Origin of the sequence: Paenibacillus sp. FSL M8-0228 (genome assembly GCF_038007385.1) — a bacterium.
GTDB classification, from domain to species: domain Bacteria; phylum Bacillota; class Bacilli; order Paenibacillales; family Paenibacillaceae; genus Paenibacillus; species Paenibacillus polymyxa_D.
The window spans coordinates 5368566-5386446 of the sequence record NZ_JBBOXA010000001.1 but is presented as its reverse complement, the minus strand read 5'-3'; the positions used below and the strand labels follow the sequence as shown (position 1 = coordinate 5386446).

Here is a 17881-nt window from a genome sequence, read left to right as displayed (position 1 = left end):
ACATGGAACGGTCCTGAGCCGCATTGCGGCCGTATGTTGGTTACATGAACAGATTCAACGATAACGGATAAGCTCCCTTCCTGAAAAGGGTAGAATGAGAACCGATACAAAAATGGGAATTCTGAACTATGGAACGATAGATGTCATATGGCACATGAACCTATTTTACGTGACACATATTGAATACAGATAAGGGAAGTGAATACCACTTGAAGAATTTTGCAGCATTAGGCGTAGAGCAGCATTGGGTAGAAGCCTTGAAAGAACAGGGGATTTCATCTCCAACTCCTGTACAGCAGGAGTCGATTCCACTGCTGATGGAAGGTCAGGATGTGATTGCCGAGGCACATACGGGAACCGGAAAGACGCTTGCGTTTTTACTGCCGATTTTACAAAAGCTGAATTTGGACAAGCGGCACCCGCAGGCGCTTGTGATTGCACCTACGCGTGAATTGGCACTCCAGATTACAGAGGAAGCTAAATGCTTGGCTGCTGCGGAGCCGAGTTTATCTCTACTAGCTGTTTACGGAGGACAGGACGTGGAGCGTCAGCTTCGTAAACTGAAAGGTGGCGCACAACTGATTATTGGGACACCTGGGCGACTGCTGGATCACCTGAGACGTGGCACGCTGGATCTAGGCGGCATTAAAATGCTGGTCCTGGATGAAGCCGATCAAATGTTACACATGGGCTTTTTGAACGATGTGGAGACGATTCTTCAGGAAGTTCCTTACCGGAGACAGACGATGCTGTTCTCCGCTACGATGCCAGCCGGTATTCGCAAACTGGCTCGTGTATATATGAACGAACCTGTAGATGTCAAAGTGAAATCCGCTTCTTCCGTTCCGGTGAGCCAAATCCGTCAGGTCGTTGTGCAAACAACAGACCGGGGTAAGCAACAGGCATTGGTGGATATGCTGAATACGGATCGTCCGTACTTGGCTGTTATTTTCTGCCGTACGAAGCGCCGGGCTGCCAAACTGAACGAAGAGCTGCAAGAAATGGGCTTTCAGAGCGGTGAGCTTCACGGGGATTTGTCCCAGAACAAGCGGGAGCAAGTGATGAAGGCGTTTCGTGAAGCGAAACTCCAATTGCTCGTAGCGACTGATGTAGCTGCACGCGGCCTGGATGTAGAAGGCGTCACGCATGTCTTCAACTACGACATGCCGCAGGATGCCGAAAGCTACATCCACCGCATCGGGCGTACCGGCCGTGCCGGAGGCAAAGGCGTGGCGGTGACGCTCGCTACGCCAAGGGATATTCCAGAGCTTCGGAACATCCAGAAAGTTGCTGGTGTCACATTCACCAGCAGTGAGGGCGGCGGACAGCGTAGACCTGCTTCCGATACGGCTGATCGGCAGGGTCGAGAACGCCGTTCGGGCAGAAACGACCGCCGTTCCTACGGTGGCAACGACTCCGGCGGTGGACGCCGGGGCAGCGGCCGCGAACAGGCGGGCCGTCGTGACAGTGCAGGCGGCGAACGTCGCTCTAGCCGCGGCAGTAACGAGCGCAGCGGATATGACCGCAGCAGCGGTTCCGCACGCGGAGGCCAAGGTCGCTCGGCGGGACAAAGCAGCGAGCGTGGCGGGTATGACCGTAGTAGCGGCGGTTCTGCACGAGGAGGCCAAGGTCGCTCGGCAGGGCAAAGCAGCGGCGGTTCCGCACGAGGAGGCCAAGGTCGCTCGGCAGGACAAAGCAGCGAGCGCGGTGGGTATGACCGCAGCAGCAGTGGTTCTGCGCGCGGAGGCCAAGGTGGCCGCGGTGGACAAGCCAAAGGCGGCCCGCGTGGTGGTCAAGGACAAGGAGGCCGTCGTGGACGGTCCAGATAGATAAAATAGGAGTATTCTCATAGAATGCTCCACTATGGTTATCATAATAGCCCCGGGGAGGCTCATCTTCCGGGGCTATTGTAATCTTCATCCATACCGCTGAAAGAGCAGCGCCATAAGATAAATTCAAAAGATAAATTTGGAGGGGTTATACATCATGCAGGAACAGGATATGGGCAAGCGCGCCATGGTCTCAGCATGGATCAGCCTGATTAGCAACATCCTATTAACCGGCATTAAGATTATTACAGGACTTATGTTCAACAGCAAGGTGCTGGTAGCCGATGGTGTGCATAATGCTGGGGACGTGATTGCCTCTGCAACGGCACTGGGGGCGATGCGCATATCTAGCCAGCCGCCGGATGAGGACCATCCTTATGGTCACGGCAAGGCAGAAGTGATCGGTGCAAGCGTGGTGGCGGTCATATTGTTTGGAGCGGGTATATTTATCGGCTATCATTCGATTGCAGCACTGTTCGAACCGATGCCACAGGAGCATATACTGGCATTGGTGGCCGCCATTATTTCCCTGCTCTGGAAACAGTGGCTGTATATCTACACGATTCGTATCGGGAGAGCGGCCAATAGTCAGGGTCTTATTGCAACGGCAAAAGATCATCTCGCTGATGTGTACGCCTCTGGGGCTGCTGTACTGGGTATCGGATTGGGGCTGATTGGGGAGCACTGGGGCATTTCAATCTTATCTTACGGTGACCCTATTGCGGGATTCGTAGTGGCATTGCTAGTTCTGAAATTGGCGTGGGAAATGGGCCGTGAATCCATAGATGTGCTTATGGAAAAGGCGATTGCAACGGAGGAAATTGAGAGCTACGCCGCAGCCGCACTGAGTGTAGCCGAGGTTCAACGTATTGACCGTATCCGTGCCCGTGAGCACGGCCATTATATTATCGTGGATATCCGCGCTTCAGTGGATGCCTCTTTGACGATTCAGCAGGGACACGATATTATTCGACTGATTAAGGGGGCTGTCATGAAGCGGGAACCGCGGGTTTATGAGGTGCTTGTCCATTTGAATCCATGGTATGCGGACGACCACTAGAACAGACGGCGCGAATTGACAGATAACTTGCAGGAAGGGTATGCTTTTAAAAGCCGAACGATGATGAATAAAAGCGAGGTTACCCGAAAATATGCGAAAATTTTTAAAATGGTTAGGCATTTCTGTGACTGCGGCGGTTCTTTTAGTGGGCGGATATTATACGTATTCTATATATCATTTTACGAATCAAATTTCAGTTGCTTCCGGACAGGATTCGAAATTCAAACCGCAGGCACAAACTCAAACCAATGTACAACCTGTAGAGGTATCGCTCCCACCGGAATGGGATGGGACAGAAAGAGTGAATATTCTGCTGCTAGGCGGCGACTCCCGTGGAGAGGATTCAGGGCGTTCTGACTCCGTTATGGTTGCTTCTATTGATCCGGTTACGAAAAAGGCTACACTGATGTCGATTCTTCGTGATACCTACGTCAATATCCCAGGTCATGGGCAAAGTCGATTGAATGCTGCCTTTTCCTACGGGGGACCGGATTTGACCAGACAGACCGTGAGCGACCTGCTGGGCATACCAATTCAATATTATGTATATACTGATTTCAATGGTTTTATTGCGCTGGTTGATTCTGTGGGTGGTATTGACCTGGATGTCGAAAAAGATATGCATTATACCTCCAAGGCGGATAAACACCAGTTTGATATTGATTTGAAAAAGGGAATGCAGCACATGGACGGTAAAACAGCCTTGCAATATGTACGCTTCCGTCATGATGCGACTTCCGATTTTACGCGTACGGAGCGGCAACGCAAATTCATTACTGAGCTTGGCGGTAAAATTCAGTCAACCTCATCTCTAATCAAACTGCCGAGTATTTTAAATAGCATTTCTCCTTATATTGAAACGAATCTGAGTACTACGGAAATGCTGCAATTGGCTTCATTGGGCTTTAATATCGATGCAACAACAGTAGCGAAGCAGCAAATCCCGCCGAATGAATTGGTGCGCGGGGAAACCATTAAGGGTGCGCAGGTATTGGGTGTAGACGAAAGAAAGCTCAAGCGCTTCATACAGAATCTTTTTGAACAGGAGAACAAACCTGTGACCACGACGGTGGATGCTGCAACCACGATAAATGATACTCCATAACCCTCGAAAGCAAGCGAAGTTCGTACGATGACGTACAACTTTGTTTGCTTTTGTGTTTATTTGGGTATAACCTTGTATATTTTGTTCCAAAAATATATCGTATCTATGAAGAACGTATACTCATTTGTGTAAAGAGAAGGGGAATGTGGTGTGGAAATAACTCCGGCATGGAAAGACCGATTCAAGAAGTTTTTTCTGAACAACAAGTTTGTGTTATTCCTGCTGGTACTGCTGCTGATCGGCTTGAATATCTTGGTTCTTACCAAAATTTCATACATATTCACACCTGTCATAGTGCTGTTAAAAACGATCATTCTCCCTGTTATATTATCCGGCGTGTTGTACTATCTGTTCAACCCGTTGGTTGATGTACTGGAGCGTAACAAGGTGAAACGAGTATACTCCATTGTTGTATTGTTTTTGCTTATTATAGGGGTTATTGCGATTGTGGTTACATCGGTGGTGCCTGTGATCCGTGATCAAATACAGGGGCTTATTCAAAATTTCCCTGCCTATAGCGAGCAAGTACAACGACAATTCGAGAAACTGATCGGCAGCGATTTTGTAAACCAGTTCCAGAACACGATTCAAATTAATCCATCAGAGCTGGCCTCCAAAGCTTCTGAAAAGTTATCTAGCTTTATTAATAATGCATGGACGGGTGTGGGCAGCTTTTTGGGCGTGGTTACAGAAACGGTACTTGCGATTGCCACGGTTCCATTTATTCTGTTCTACTTGCTAAAAGATGGACACAAGCTACCACAGTTTATCCTGAAAATGCTCCCGCCTATGTTTCGTAAAGAAACAGATCGCATTATGACCGAGATGAATCATCAGGTCAGTTCCTATATTCGTGGGCAGATTATTGTCAGCTTCTGTATTGGGGCGCTGTTGTATATTGGTTACCTAATCATTGGATTAGACTACTCTTTGACGCTTGCAGTCATTGCATCCTTTACGAGCGTTGTCCCCTACTTAGGTCCCGTCATTGCCATTACACCTGCGTTAATTGTAGCCTTGGTTACCTCACCGATTATGCTGCTCAAGATGGTTATCGTGTGGACAGTCGTACAGCTCATTGAGGGTAAATTAATTTCTCCACAAATTATGGGCAAATCTCTTCGGGTACATCCGATCACGATTATCTTCGTTATTCTGACCGCAGGCAATTTGTTTGGTGTGGTGGGAATTGTACTGGCGGTTCCGGGGTATGCTGTCTTGAAAGTAATCGTTACACATTTGTATAGTTTCTTTAAAAAGCGTTCGCATCTCTATGAGGCGGATAAAGGGAACGCAAGTCTTTACGAAAAATAAACTTTTCCACTATAAAATTGATATGGGCCCCTCTTGGGTAACTGTGGCTACGCGTGCTATAATTAATGCCTATCCTTATTCCCAAATAGAAAGGTCAGACTTTTATGATAAAACTCAGCATTCTTGACCAATCTCCGGTATCGGAAGGCATGACGCATGCGCAGGCATTACAAAAGACCGCTGAGCTTGCTATAGAGGCGGAACGCTTGGGTTATCATCGCTTTTGGGTATCAGAGCATCATTCTGCAGCAAATCTCGCTGGGTCCAGCCCGGAGGTACTGATTTCACATCTGGCCGCCCGTACTCGGGCCATTCGAGTGGGGTCGGGTGGGGTGATGCTGCCTCATTACAGCGCTTATAAAGTAGCGGAAAACTTTCGTGTGTTGGAGGGATTGTATCCGGGACGCATTGATTTAGGTCTGGGACGGGCGCCTGGAGGAATGCCCATTGCTACCAGAGCCCTGCAAGAAGGCAAAATGCGAGGGGGTGTAGATCTATACCCTGAGCAGTTGGATGACCTGTTAGCTTATTTACATGACAGCACAGGCAATAATCACCGTTTCGGTTCGCTACAGGCGATGCCGCTTATAGAAACTGTACCGGAAATGTGGTTGCTCGGCTCCAGTGGTGATAGCGCAGGTCTGGCAGCCGAGCGTGGCGTGGGCTTTGCGTTTGCGCAGTTCATTAATGGTGAAGGCGGCACAGGGGCTATGAAGGAATACCAGGAAAGCTTCCAGCCTTCCCAGCATAGTGACCAACCACGTTCGCTTGTTGCCGTATTTGCGATCTGTGCGGATACCGAAGAGGAGGCCAATCGCTTGGCTTCCAGCATGGACTTATCTCTTGTACTATTAGAGCAGGGAATGCGCTCCGCTGGAACACCTTCCGTGGAAAAGGCACTGGCGTATCCGTATACGCCGTTTGACCGGATGCGGATACGTGAGAATCGCAAACGTATGGTGGTCGGTTCGCCCGAACAGGTGAAGCGTCAGATTGAGCAATTAAGTAAGGACTATAATGCACAGGAGATCATGGTTGCGAGCATTATTCATGACTTTGATGCCAAAATGAAATCTATACGTCTCATGGCCGAAGCACTTGGACTGTGTTCTGTACAGTCATAATGCAATTCGCCGGATTTGAAAGATCACAGCTTCAAGGAGCTGTGATCTTTTTTTTGAATTTTTTGAGAAAATATTGGATGATATGCACTGTATGATATAGGAAATAAACCAGTTAACACTTGATAATGATTATCAATATCTTTATTATATAAAGATAGAATGAAGTTTTGATGAAAGTCGTGCGTTAAGCCCGTGACTATATATATTGGATAAGGGAAAGGGATGATTCCACATGTTTCGTCTGAAAACGGCAAATCTGGATATTGCTTATGAAGATCGATTGATTGTAGAAGATCTGAACGTAGAAATACCGCAAGGGAAAATCACAGCCTTGGTAGGCGCAAATGGTTCTGGCAAGTCCACCATTCTGAAGACGATGGCTCGCATCATGAATCCTAAGGGCGGCAGTGTTCTGCTTGACGGTAAATCCATTCATAAGCAATCCACCCGGGAAGTAGCTAAGCAGCTGGCTATTTTGCCGCAAAATCCGACTGCACCGGAAGGATTAACCGTGACGGAACTGGTATCTTACGGACGTTTTCCTTATCAAAAAGGTTTTGGTTCCATGAAAGCGGAAGATCGCAAAATGGTAGAGTGGGCCATTCAAGTAACGGGAATGAGCGAGTTCCACGATCGTCCGATTGATCAGCTTTCTGGCGGTCAGCGTCAGCGTGCCTGGATTGCTATGGCACTTGCGCAGGATACGGATATTTTGTTTCTGGATGAGCCGACGACATTTTTAGATATGGCGCATCAACTGGAAGTGCTGCATTTGCTGGAGTATCTAAATACTTCGGAGGAGCGCACCATTGTTATGGTCGTGCATGATTTGAACCATGCGGCCCGGTATGCTCAGCATATGATTGCAATCAAAAAAGGGAAAGCTGAGGCGGTAGGAACTCCAACTGAGGTTATGTCCCCTGATGTGCTGCGTGAAGTGTTCGGGATTGAGGCTGATATTGTAACAGATCCTCGTACAGGTGTACCGCTCTGTCTTCCGTATGCTTTGGCTGGACAGCCTGCGGTAAGCCAAGCCATAAAAGAAATGAATGTGGAAGATAAGCAACCTGTGGGTTCTGTTGCTGAGCGACGTGATGCTAGAGCACAAGTAGCGGCAAGAGGTTAAAGGGGACATACCATGAAACCACTGGATTACGATCAGCTTGAGCAACTAGCAAACATAGTGAGAGTCACGCCGGAGGATGCAGTATATTCCGGGCCAGTGGCCGAATGGCTTGAACCAGATAAGATCCGCTCTGTGATGGAGTATTACGGCGACCTTCTGCGTGCTGAAGACGTTTTAACCGCAGCCGTTTATTTTGTGAACCAGTTGCGTGGCCTCGTGTTTGCGCAGCATTTTATGGTATCCCTGTGTGAACGCCGTTGGGACCTGTCCGTTTCTAATCTCAGATTTCATATTTGTTATGAAGGTCAATATCCCTCTATTAGTCTTCAGGTCATCGACTTAACAGAGCTGGACAATACGTGGAACCATGGAGATCACCGTTCTTCCGAACAGGCCCAGCAAGTGTTACGAGACTTTTACAGTTTGCAGATGCGGCCCCTATTGGAAGCAATTGCTACAGTGGGGAGCGCATCTATCGGCCAAATGTGGGGACAGTTTCCGTTGGCATTGCTGTATTTTAAGGATAGAGTACAGCCATCGTTGACTGATCCTCAGGATGTGGAGCGCTTTGAACAAGATTATATGTATGTGACACGTGAACTTGAGGGAGAGATATTCGGGCGTAAAAGAAATCCGTTTACGGTTCGTCTCGTTGAATTGGACAATCCTTACCGCCCTGGTGAAAATACCTACATGAAACCGTCCTGTTGCCAATATTACAAGACAGGTGGAGGTCAGCGGTATTGTTATACTTGCCCCAAAATGTCCGCTTCCGAACGCGAAGAACGCAGACTCGAAGTGGTGGCATCACGGTAAAGTCTCTGTGGATGTTGGCATGTCCGTCACCTTTTGGTTAAAATAGGTTATGTAACCTAAACCAAGTGACACGAAGGAGGATGCTGTATGTCTGTCTATTCACATAATGCCGTAACACCAGCGAATCAGGAGGTTTCTCTGAATACTTACGCTGGTAAGGTGCTGGTTATTGCGAATACCGCCAGTAAATGCGGACTTACCCCGCAATATGGGGATTTGCAAAAGCTTTATGACGAATATAAGGATCGGGGATTAGTTGTATTAGGCTTTCCTTGCAACCAATTTGGCGGTCAGGAGCCGGGCAGCAGCGAGGAAGCGGCTGAATTTTGCCAACTGAATTACGGGGTTAATTTCCCGGTATTCGCCAAAGTGGACGTCAATGGACCGGATACAGCGCCTCTGTTTGAATATTTGAAAAAGCAACAGCCTGGAGAACAGGAAGATGGGACAATTCAGTGGAATTTTACGAAATTCATTGTGAATCGTGAAGGTGTACCTGTGGGTCGTTTTGAACCGAAGGAGTCACCAGAAGCGATGAAAGCAGCCATTGAGCAATTGCTATAGTAGCTTTGCCTTCATTCCAAAATATATGTTTAAAAAGGTCTGATTTCCGGCATGTCTCCGGGAAGCGGACCTTTTTTTGTTCTCTACATGTGCATTTGTCTAAGGGGGGAGCATCATGTGAAAGTCGATTCCATGGGCATAATCAGGCCGCCTACAGGGGAAACTGGATGGAGCAAAAAAACATTTCAGCAAACAGTTGATCTCGTATATCCTTTCTTTTTTAAATGTGGACAAATTGTGAATATAACAAAAAGCTATTGTAATGTGAAAAATATCACACTATAATAAGTGCATGAAGTGAAATAAATCACAAACACTAACGAGCTGTTTACGTGAAACTATTCACAATTATTATACAGTTTATGCCCACACACCAAGGAGGAATTCAACATGAAAGTAGCAGTTATCGGATGTACACACGCAGGCACAGCAGCTATCGTTAACACAGCTAAATGTTATCCAGATGCAGAAATTACCGTTTACGAGCGTAATGATAATATTTCATTTTTATCTTGTGGTATTGCGCTGTACGTAGGTGGTGTCGTCAAAGATCCGCACGGCCTGTTTTATTCGTCTCCAGATCAACTGTCTGACTTGGGTGTAGTGACCAAGATGCTTCATGAGGTAACGAGTGTGGATACGGCTGGCAAGTCGCTGCATGCCCGTAATCTCCAAACAGGTGAAGAATTTACAGACACATTTGATAAACTAATTGTGACCACGGGATCATGGCCCATTATTCCAAAGCTGGAAGGCATTGAACTTGATCATATTTTGCTCTGTAAAAACTATAATCATTCCAATGATATCATTGAGAAAGCCCAGCACGTACAGAACATTACAGTCGTGGGAGCTGGATACATTGGTGTTGAATTGGTAGAAGCTTTCCAAATGAATGGTAAAAATGTAACGCTGATCGACAGTGCTGATCGTATATTGAATAAGTATTTGGACCATGAGTATACAGACCGGATTGAAAGTTCCCTGAAGGAACATGGCATTAAGCTGGTACTTGGCGAGACGGTGAGTCGTTTTGAGGGTACGAACGGTAAGGTAAGTAAAGTCGTGACCTCTAAAGGAGAATATGAAACAGAGCTTGTTATTCTCTGCATCGGTTTCCGACCTCAAACGGATCTGCTCAAAGGTCAGGTAGATATGTTGCCTAACGGTGCGATCATTGTGGATAACTATATGCAAAGTAGTTGCCCGGACGTGTTTGCAGCAGGCGACAGTTGTGCAATTCGCTATAATCCGACCGGCAAAACGGCTTATATCCCTTTGGCAACCAACGCAGTTCGTATGGGTACGCTGGTGGCACGTAATCTGGTGCAACCAACCATTGCCTACATGGGAACCCAAGGAACTTCGGGTATCAAAATTTACGAAGACAATATCGCAGGAACAGGCATGACGGAAGCTGCGGCAACAGATGAAGGCATGACTGTAGAAGCTGTAACCATTGAGGACAGCTACCGACCTGAATTTATGCCAACCTCCGAAAAAGTGTTACTGAAAGTGGTATATGAACAGGGGACGCGGAGAATTCTGGGTGCTCAAATTATGTCGAAGGTGGATTTGACGCAATCCATTAACACGCTATCCGTAGCCATTCAAAACCATATGACCATTGACCAGTTGGCCTTTGTCGATTTCTTCTTCCAGCCGCACTATAACAAGCCTTGGAATTTCTTGAACGCGGCAGGTTTACAAGCATTGCCTACAATATCTGAACGGAACCCAGTTACTGTATAATTAGATTTGTCTGTGACATTGTTCATAAGTTTGTCAACAATCTGAGGCGTACGGATCAATCCTTATAGTACAATATAGAGTAGCATAAGGATCAGGGGGGAAGTAACTTATGGGTTTGTTTTATATCCTTTTTCTTGTAGTCGTGGCCATGGTAGGCCTTGGTGGAGTTCTTTGGTTCTTAAGAGCAGTTGAAAAGGAAGAATACAATTAAATGTAAAGCGCGTAGTAGCGCAGTAGATGTAATAATACAGAAAAACAGTCCTTTTTTCAGGGGCTGTTTTTTTTATAGTTACGAAAGTGATTTTTTTCACAAACTTAATCACTGATTTTAAATAAAATATGAAAGAAGAATATTTTAGTGAATAGATATTAAAGGAGCGGGGATATATGGCGAGCTATAAACCGGGGCAAATTGCTGAAAAGACGGTGGAAACAGGAGTGGCCAAGGCGAACAACCCGTGGACTGTGGCGGTGGTACTGGGGTTTTTGGCAGGTGCATTTATTGCACTCGGGTTTTTGCTGGATATACGTGTTATTGCAAGTGCGCCTAAAGAATGGGGAAGCATTGCCACCTTTATTGGAGCTGCGGTGTTCCCTATTGGTCTGGTATTAGTTTTGATCGCAGGCGGAGAATTGCTGACCGGCAATATGATGGCGGTCCCTTTGGCGAGATGGGCAGGACGGATTAAGACAGGAGTCATGTTTCGTAATTTGGCGATTATTACGCTCAGTAATTTTGCAGGTGCGTTATTCGTTGCATTTTTCTTTGGGCATGTGCTGGGTTTAACAGAAACGGGCCCTTATCTGGACAAAGTGGTGGATATGGCAGGACATAAGCTACACGAAAGCTTTTTGCAGTCTTTTATATCGGGTATAGGATGTAACTGGCTCGTAGCACTGGCTGTATGGTTGGCATATAGCACAGACTCCATTGGCGGCAAAATTATGGGGATTTGGTTCCCGACCATGGCCTTTGTGGCTATTGGATTTCAGCACGTTGTTGCCAATATGTTTCTCATTCCGGCGGCTATTTTTGCAGGCCACTTTTCATGGGCAGATTATGTTATGAACTTCATTCCGGTCTGGCTGGGGAATTTGGTAGGAGGTAGCCTGTTTGTGGCTGGAGCCTACTGGTTGGCCTATCTGAAAAAGCCTCAAGCCAACGCACATCCAGTGAATGAATCTCCAACTACTTCTTCGGTTGCACATCCAATCCGTTGATTGATCCTACCTAATCACGGTACTTTAAACAGCAATGAACAAAGCAAATCCGCCATGACAGGCCCGGGGGAACGAAACCTGTCATGGCGGATTTTTTTGGGAGTGGTCCATGATTTGGCATGGAGGATGAGTGTGCTCTCGTCCATGATGCCTTGATCTTTTTTACCCTCAGTAAGATATGATGAAACAGGATGTTGAAAAAAATTATAATTCTTAAAAAATCCGTTTTGCTCTATGCAGCAGACGGATTTTTTTAATATTTTGGAGAGCGGCTGTGTGGGAAAATCCTTCTCTTGCCATCGGCCAAAGCTGTGGATATGATAAGATCAGTGTAATTTTTGGAAACGGTAACGGAAAGGAGCATCAACACTATGGATCATCGCAATAGCGCGCCTCGTGAGGCCACGCTTCAACAAGACTTACAAGGGGGACAGCGGATGACGGAGCAGCAGGACGGTATTTTTCCGGCTGTATGCCCGTTAGATTGCCCGGATACGTGTGGGCTCCTGCTTCACAAGGAAAAAGGAAAGATAATCAAGGTGACTGGAAACCCAGATCATCCCATTACCAAAGGGGCTATTTGTAACAAAGTTCGCAATATGACGGAGCGGGTATATGATCCTGATCGGGTGCTCTATCCGTTGAAGCGTATAGGCCCCAAAGGAGAAGGGAAGTTTGAACGAATTAGCTGGGAGGAGGCGGTCAATACCATTACAGGTCGGTTCAAGGAGCTGATCCGTACGGACGGACCGGAATCTATTCTCCCCTACAGCTTTTATGGCAATATGGGCGTATTGAGTGTGGATGGAATGGATCGCCGATTTTTTAATGCGCTGGGTTCAAGCCAACTGGATCAGACGATTTGCAGCGTGGCTGGGAATGAAGGCTGGGCGTCCGTTATGGGTTTTAAGGGCGGCACCAGCCCGGAGGACACGGAGGATGCAGACCTCATTATTGTGTGGGGTGGTAATGTCATTAGCACCAACATGCATCAGGTCGTTTTGGCTGAGAAAGCACGTAAAAAAGGTGCTAAGGTGGTCGTTATTGACGTTCATCGTAACCGGACGGCGCAATGGGGGGATTGGTTCATTCCGTTATATCCGGGGACGGATACAGCGCTCGCGCTGGGTGTTATGAATGTACTGTTCGCTCAAGGACTGACGGACGACGAATTTTTACATCGCTACACAGTAGGTCATGAGGAACTGCGCGAGCATGTTAAGACCTATACACCAGAGCGGGTTTCGCGGATTACCGGCGTGCCGGAAGCGGATATTATCCGTTTGGCGGAAATGTACGGAACTGCGAGAGCAGCGTATATCAATATCGGTAATGGGCTTCAGCATCATGATAATGGCGGTATGAACGTACGTGCGGTTACATGCTTGCCTGCGCTCACTGGACAATGGCTGAAGCACGGCGGGGGAGCGTCACGCTCCAACGGCGCTTATGCCAAGATTAACAGCGCCCATCTGGAGCGTCCTGATCTGCGACAGAACCCGGATGCCCGGATGATTAACATGAACCGGATCGGAGAAGCGCTGCTACAGAAGGAACAGCCGATTAAGGCGTTATTCGTATATTGCAGTAATCCGGTAGTTGTAGCCCCCGATTCGGAACGGGTGACTAAAGGATTTGAACGAGAGGATTTGTTCACAGTCGTTCATGACCTATTCCTAACCGATACGGCCCGCTATGCAGATATTGTGCTGCCTGCCGCGTCTTCTTTTGAAGGAACAGATCTATACAAATCGTACTGGCACCACTATATCCAAATGCAGCAGCCCGTCATTGATCCGCTTGGGGAAAGCAAAAGCAATTATGAGCTGTTTAGCCTGCTCGGACGGGCAATGGGCTTTGATGAAGCTGCCTTTACGGAAAGTGAAGAGGAGATGATCGCAGGCGCGCTTGATAATCCAACGAACCCTTATCTCAACGGTGTGACCTTGGAATCCTTAAAGAAGTCACCTTTTGTAAAGCTTGATATGACGCCAAAGGCCACTTATTTGGATCGTTTAACCACGCCTTCAGGCAAGATTGAGCTATATTCGGAAAAAATGAAACAAGCAGGTCTGCCCGCGATGCCTTCTTATGTGCCGCTGATTGAAGGGTACGACGGAGAGCACCGACCGCAAGCGGACGAGCGGTATCCATTAATGTTTATTTCACCGCCAAACCATAATTTTCTGAATTCTACTTTCGCTAACTTGCCCAAGCATCAGCGACTGGAGCGGGAGCCCTTGCTACAAATTCACCCGGAGGATGCTCAGACAAGAGGCATCGCGGACGGGGAGCCGGTTACCGTATGGAATGATCGGGGGACGTATGAGCTGAAAGCCAAAGTCACCGATCTGATGCTGCCCGGTACAGTGATCAGTCAGGGATTATGGTGGGAAGGCAAAGGACGCAGACAGCGTGTCAATGTGTTAACCTCTGATCGGCTGTCGGATATGGGACAGGGGGCTACTTTCTTCTCAACGGTGGTGAATGTGAAGCGCCAATGAGATTATGCCTTTTATGGCGTCAGATGCAAAAGGAGAAACAAAAGATATGAAATGGTTGGAGTCTTATCCGAAAGAAGTGAAAGTGTTTCTCATTGCCAGCCTGATTAATTCTGCTGGAAGTTCCCTGATGTGGCCGTTGGTTAGCATGTATGTGTTTGACGAGCTAAACCGTAGTATGGGAGATGCAGGAATTGCGATTTTAGTGCAGTCTCTGGGCGGAATTTTTGGTCAAGTGTTGGGCGGAGCCCTCTATCACCGTATTGGAGCCAAGAAGCTGATTGTTGGCTCACTCGCGATGAACGCGCTGGGACTTCTCGCGCTTCCATTTACCAGCGGTCATTGGGTAGCGTTTGTCATCATGATGGGCTTTATCGGCTTTTTTAATGTCGTATCTGTACCTGCGATTCAGGCGTTTGTAGGTTTTCGTTTCGCTGACCGTCGTGGAGAGCTATTTAATATTATTTATGTCGCTAACAATATTGGGGTTGCAGTGGGTACGGGATTGAGTGGCGTTCTGGCTGACCACTCCTATCAGCTCAGCTTTGTGATGAACGGAGTGACTTCTGCGGTATTTGCCGGATTCTTCTGGTCTTATCTAAGCAGGGTGGATCGGGAAGAGGGAGAAGTACAGCTCAGCAAGTCTGTGAAGAAAAGAGAGGAAATCCCAGCTCGTTTGCTGTTTCGTGATACCAGATTGTATCTCTTTGTGGGGTTAGGCTCACTTTTTTTATGGTTCGGCAATTCGATCTGGAATACAGGAGTGTCTCCCCATATTATTGAGCAGGGCTTGCCTAAAACGATGTATGGGTTACTATGGACACTGAATGGTATCCTTATTTTTGCCGCACAACCCATTATTTTTTGGATAAAACGACTGTACGCTCATCACGCTTCAGCGCAAATAACATGGGCCGGAGGATTTTATTTGGCGGCTTATATTGTCATGCTGGGCACACAGAACTATACTGGAATGATATTCGCTATGGTTCTGGCGACCCTGGGAGAAATGCTGATTGCACCTGCGGTTCCAGCATTCCTGTCTGATCATGGAGGTCGGGGTGCACCCTTTTACATTGGGCTTGTGGGGGGCATTGGCGCAGCCGGACGGGTAATGGGGCCTTATATTATGGGGAAGTTGTATGATGGCGGTGGGTTACCGCCTACACTTTGGCTTGCATCAGGCGTAGCGGTGTTGTCGATCCTGTTTTTCGTCCTGCACAGCTGGTTGAACCGTTTCCGGCATCATTCGGATACTTTGAATACTATGACGTCCAAGGCGGATGTTCCCAGTTCTTAAGTCCTAATAAAAATGCAGTATTATGCTGTAATTATGGTACAATAAGTGACGGATGATTGTAGTTATTGCTTCAGGAAAGCCTTCACAGGAAGGATTGAAAGGAATTGTTTACAAGTCAACTCTTGACGATACGTCATTCGGAGATGAAGGATGCTCCTGATCTGATTGCGCTGGATGAATTGGTATGGAATGAACGCACGGCTCCCGCCTCGCTGTCCTGGAAGTCGCGCGGGGAGTTTCTGCGTAATACGCCTCCAGGCTCTCAACTGGTCGCCATCGAACAGGAAGTACTCTGCGGGTATATTGGATTTCGTCCTCCAACGCTGTTGGCTAGTAATTGTCATGTACTCGAAATAAATATAGCTGTACATCCAGCTTATCATCGCAAAGGCATTGGGACGGCGCTCATGAACTCCATGAAGGATATTGCAGCTGCGGAGGGCATACGTAAGTTGAGTTTGCGTGTACTCTCATGCAACACGGAAGCCCTTATGTTTTATGAAAAAAGTGGTTTCGCGATTGAAGGACGTTTGCATGAGGAGTTTTACATAGCAGGCCAATTCGTAGATGATGTGTTAATGGCCTATTTCTTAAAATAGGCGGGAGGCTACAGACAGCAATTCGGTTGTATGCCCGGCCTAAACCAACAACGCCGCAGACCTGCTCAGGTCTGCGGCGTTGTTGTACAATACAATATTACCGAAGTTGCTTCCATTCATTTTGGAGCATACCGTACACTGCGTGGTTCATGTAGCCGTCGGGCAGCAATTCCGCTTCGCGTACAATGCCTTCGAGCACAAAGCCCAAACGTTCCGGAATACCGCGGCTACGGCGGTTCGTCGTTGCAGAGCGGATTTCGACCCGATGCAAGTCCAGCTCCATCAAAGCATATTCAACGAATACGCGGCAGGCGCTGGTCATTAGACCTTGTCCTTCGTACCCGTGTCCAAGCCAGTATCCGATGCTAACGGAGCGGTGAGTCCAATTGATCTCATGGTAGCTGATGATGCCAGCAAGCTCGTTGTCTATCCAAATTCCGGCGGTCAGACTACCGTTCTCTGCGGCTTGTTTCAAGGCGCCCTGCACGAACTGCTCTGTGTGGCTGATTTCCGTGGTAGAGTCTACCCATGGAAGCCATTGACGCAGGCGGTCACGGGACATTTCGATCAGCTCAAACAGAGGCTGCACATGCTCCTTGGTGAGCGGCCGAAGGACTGTGCGTTCGTCCAACGCATATGTAAACATGATTGATCCCCTCTTTCACTCGGAAAATCGCTAAACCAGCCAGTCTAGCATTTAATCCCATGCTACCTTATTCTGCGAGAGTCGTCAAAAGGGAGAGGAAGCTTCAAATTCAATAGGTCCCACCCGGAACCGTTCATGCTCGTATACATATCTCAGATCCAAATCCCCTACAAATTCGGTTGGGGATACACTGCCAGATACAGTGGCTTGCAGAGGAAGCTGTTCGGCATCATACATTACGACAGAGCTAAAATCGAGATGCTTTGTAAATTGGGCTGGATCATCGTAAAATACTGATGCTTTAGGGTCCATCGTGTGTGTGACACCGTCAATCGTGACAGCAATATGAACCTGGCGGTTGTGGTCACGTGGCTCCACTGAGCTGTGAACGCGCTGGGACACAGCATCTGCTGCCGATTCGACTGCATATTCTTCCATCGTCCGTGCGTTAACAATATGCAACTCCTGCAATTCGACACCCGTTCCCGAGGCACGCGTGAGGACCACGACGGCTTCACGCACACCATCCCCATTCACATCCCTATAATATAATTGTGGTGCGGTGGAGATATCTGCCGAGCCCGACCATCGGAATGTGTGGCGTTGTTGGCCGATTTCCAATACAGCTGAATGGAATAATCCCTGTGACGGACTAACAGCATATAAGCGGACGGATGAGTCTTCTGAAGCGCTGGCTAGTGGACGAGATTGTACAGTTCCGTTCACCGGGTCCGGTGAAGGATGGCCGGAAGTCATGACGGAAGAGGACAAAAGCATAGACAGCAGGATCACAATGAGCAGCTTAAACACGGGTGGGTCTCCTTTTCCGGGCAAAATAAAAGATATATACACTATAACGAATTTATTTGCCGAAAATGTTAACTCTTTTTCATAACTTGTCACTTTTTTTGCTGAAGAGAGCAT

Annotated in this window: 15 protein-coding genes; 13 read left to right on the top strand and 2 right to left on the bottom strand. The window is 47.6% G+C overall.

Features of this window, described 5'->3' with window-relative positions; translation table 11 throughout:
* Nucleotides 1–209: 209 nt before the first annotated feature.
* From MKY98_RS24315 to MKY98_RS24255, 13 genes are all read left to right on the top strand, one after another.
* Nucleotides 210–1829 (top strand): DEAD/DEAH box helicase, encoded by a 1620-nt coding sequence (locus MKY98_RS24315; RefSeq protein ID WP_208332729.1) that lies wholly within the window; start codon nt 210–212, stop codon nt 1827–1829.
* Between the two features lie 157 nt (nt 1830–1986).
* Nucleotides 1987–2889: a cation diffusion facilitator family transporter gene (locus MKY98_RS24310; RefSeq protein ID WP_029518550.1), complete on the top strand. Its 903-nt coding sequence runs from the start codon at nt 1987–1989 to the stop codon at nt 2887–2889.
* A gap of 91 nt (nt 2890–2980) precedes the next feature.
* Nucleotides 2981–3994, top strand: coding sequence for an LCP family protein (locus tag MKY98_RS24305; RefSeq protein ID WP_013312376.1), 1014 nt, complete (start codon nt 2981–2983; stop codon nt 3992–3994).
* 150 nt (nt 3995–4144) lie between these two features.
* On the top strand, nt 4145–5308 hold the full coding sequence (locus tag MKY98_RS24300; protein WP_069010039.1) for an AI-2E family transporter: 1164 nt from the start codon (nt 4145–4147) through the stop codon (nt 5306–5308).
* A gap of 104 nt (nt 5309–5412) precedes the next feature.
* Nucleotides 5413–6432, top strand: coding sequence for an LLM class flavin-dependent oxidoreductase (locus tag MKY98_RS24295; RefSeq protein ID WP_069010038.1), 1020 nt, complete (start codon nt 5413–5415; stop codon nt 6430–6432).
* A gap of 232 nt (nt 6433–6664) precedes the next feature.
* Nucleotides 6665–7558, top strand: a complete 894-nt coding sequence (locus MKY98_RS24290; protein WP_029518547.1) for an ABC transporter ATP-binding protein — start codon at nt 6665–6667, stop codon at nt 7556–7558.
* Between the two features lie 12 nt (nt 7559–7570).
* Nucleotides 7571–8374, top strand: coding sequence for a (2Fe-2S)-binding protein (locus MKY98_RS24285; protein WP_069010037.1), 804 nt, complete (start codon nt 7571–7573; stop codon nt 8372–8374).
* An 87-nt stretch (nt 8375–8461) separates the two neighbouring features.
* Nucleotides 8462–8938, top strand: coding sequence for a glutathione peroxidase (locus tag MKY98_RS24280; RefSeq protein ID WP_069010036.1), 477 nt, complete (start codon nt 8462–8464; stop codon nt 8936–8938).
* 390 nt (nt 8939–9328) lie between these two features.
* Nucleotides 9329–10690, top strand: coding sequence for an FAD-dependent oxidoreductase (locus tag MKY98_RS24275; protein WP_069010035.1), 1362 nt, complete (start codon nt 9329–9331; stop codon nt 10688–10690).
* Nucleotides 10691–11077: 387 nt separating this feature from the next.
* Complete coding sequence (locus MKY98_RS24270; protein WP_069010034.1) at nt 11078–11911, top strand: formate/nitrite transporter family protein; 834 nt, start codon at nt 11078–11080, stop codon at nt 11909–11911.
* A 371-nt stretch (nt 11912–12282) separates the two neighbouring features.
* Entirely contained in the window at nt 12283–14415 is a 2133-nt protein-coding gene (locus MKY98_RS24265; protein ID WP_069010033.1) for a molybdopterin-containing oxidoreductase family protein, read from the top strand.
* 46 nt (nt 14416–14461) lie between these two features.
* Nucleotides 14462–15712 carry an MFS transporter gene (locus MKY98_RS24260; RefSeq protein WP_069010032.1) on the top strand — a complete coding sequence of 417 codons (1251 nt, stop codon included), beginning with the start codon at nt 14462–14464 and terminating at the stop codon, nt 15710–15712.
* A gap of 104 nt (nt 15713–15816) precedes the next feature.
* Complete coding sequence (locus MKY98_RS24255; RefSeq protein ID WP_069010031.1) at nt 15817–16311, top strand: GNAT family N-acetyltransferase; 495 nt, start codon at nt 15817–15819, stop codon at nt 16309–16311.
* A gap of 97 nt (nt 16312–16408) precedes the next feature.
* On the opposite strand, the gene MKY98_RS24250 is transcribed toward MKY98_RS24255, so the two are convergent.
* Together MKY98_RS24250 and MKY98_RS24245 are read right to left on the bottom strand one after the other, a co-directional pair.
* Complete coding sequence (locus tag MKY98_RS24250; RefSeq protein ID WP_029518539.1) at nt 16409–16957, bottom strand: GNAT family N-acetyltransferase; 549 nt, start codon at nt 16955–16957, stop codon at nt 16409–16411.
* Nucleotides 16958–17041: 84 nt separating this feature from the next.
* Nucleotides 17042–17767: a copper amine oxidase gene (locus MKY98_RS24245; protein WP_069010030.1), complete on the bottom strand. Its 726-nt coding sequence runs from the start codon at nt 17765–17767 to the stop codon at nt 17042–17044.
* Between the last annotated feature and the right edge of the window lie 114 nt (nt 17768–17881).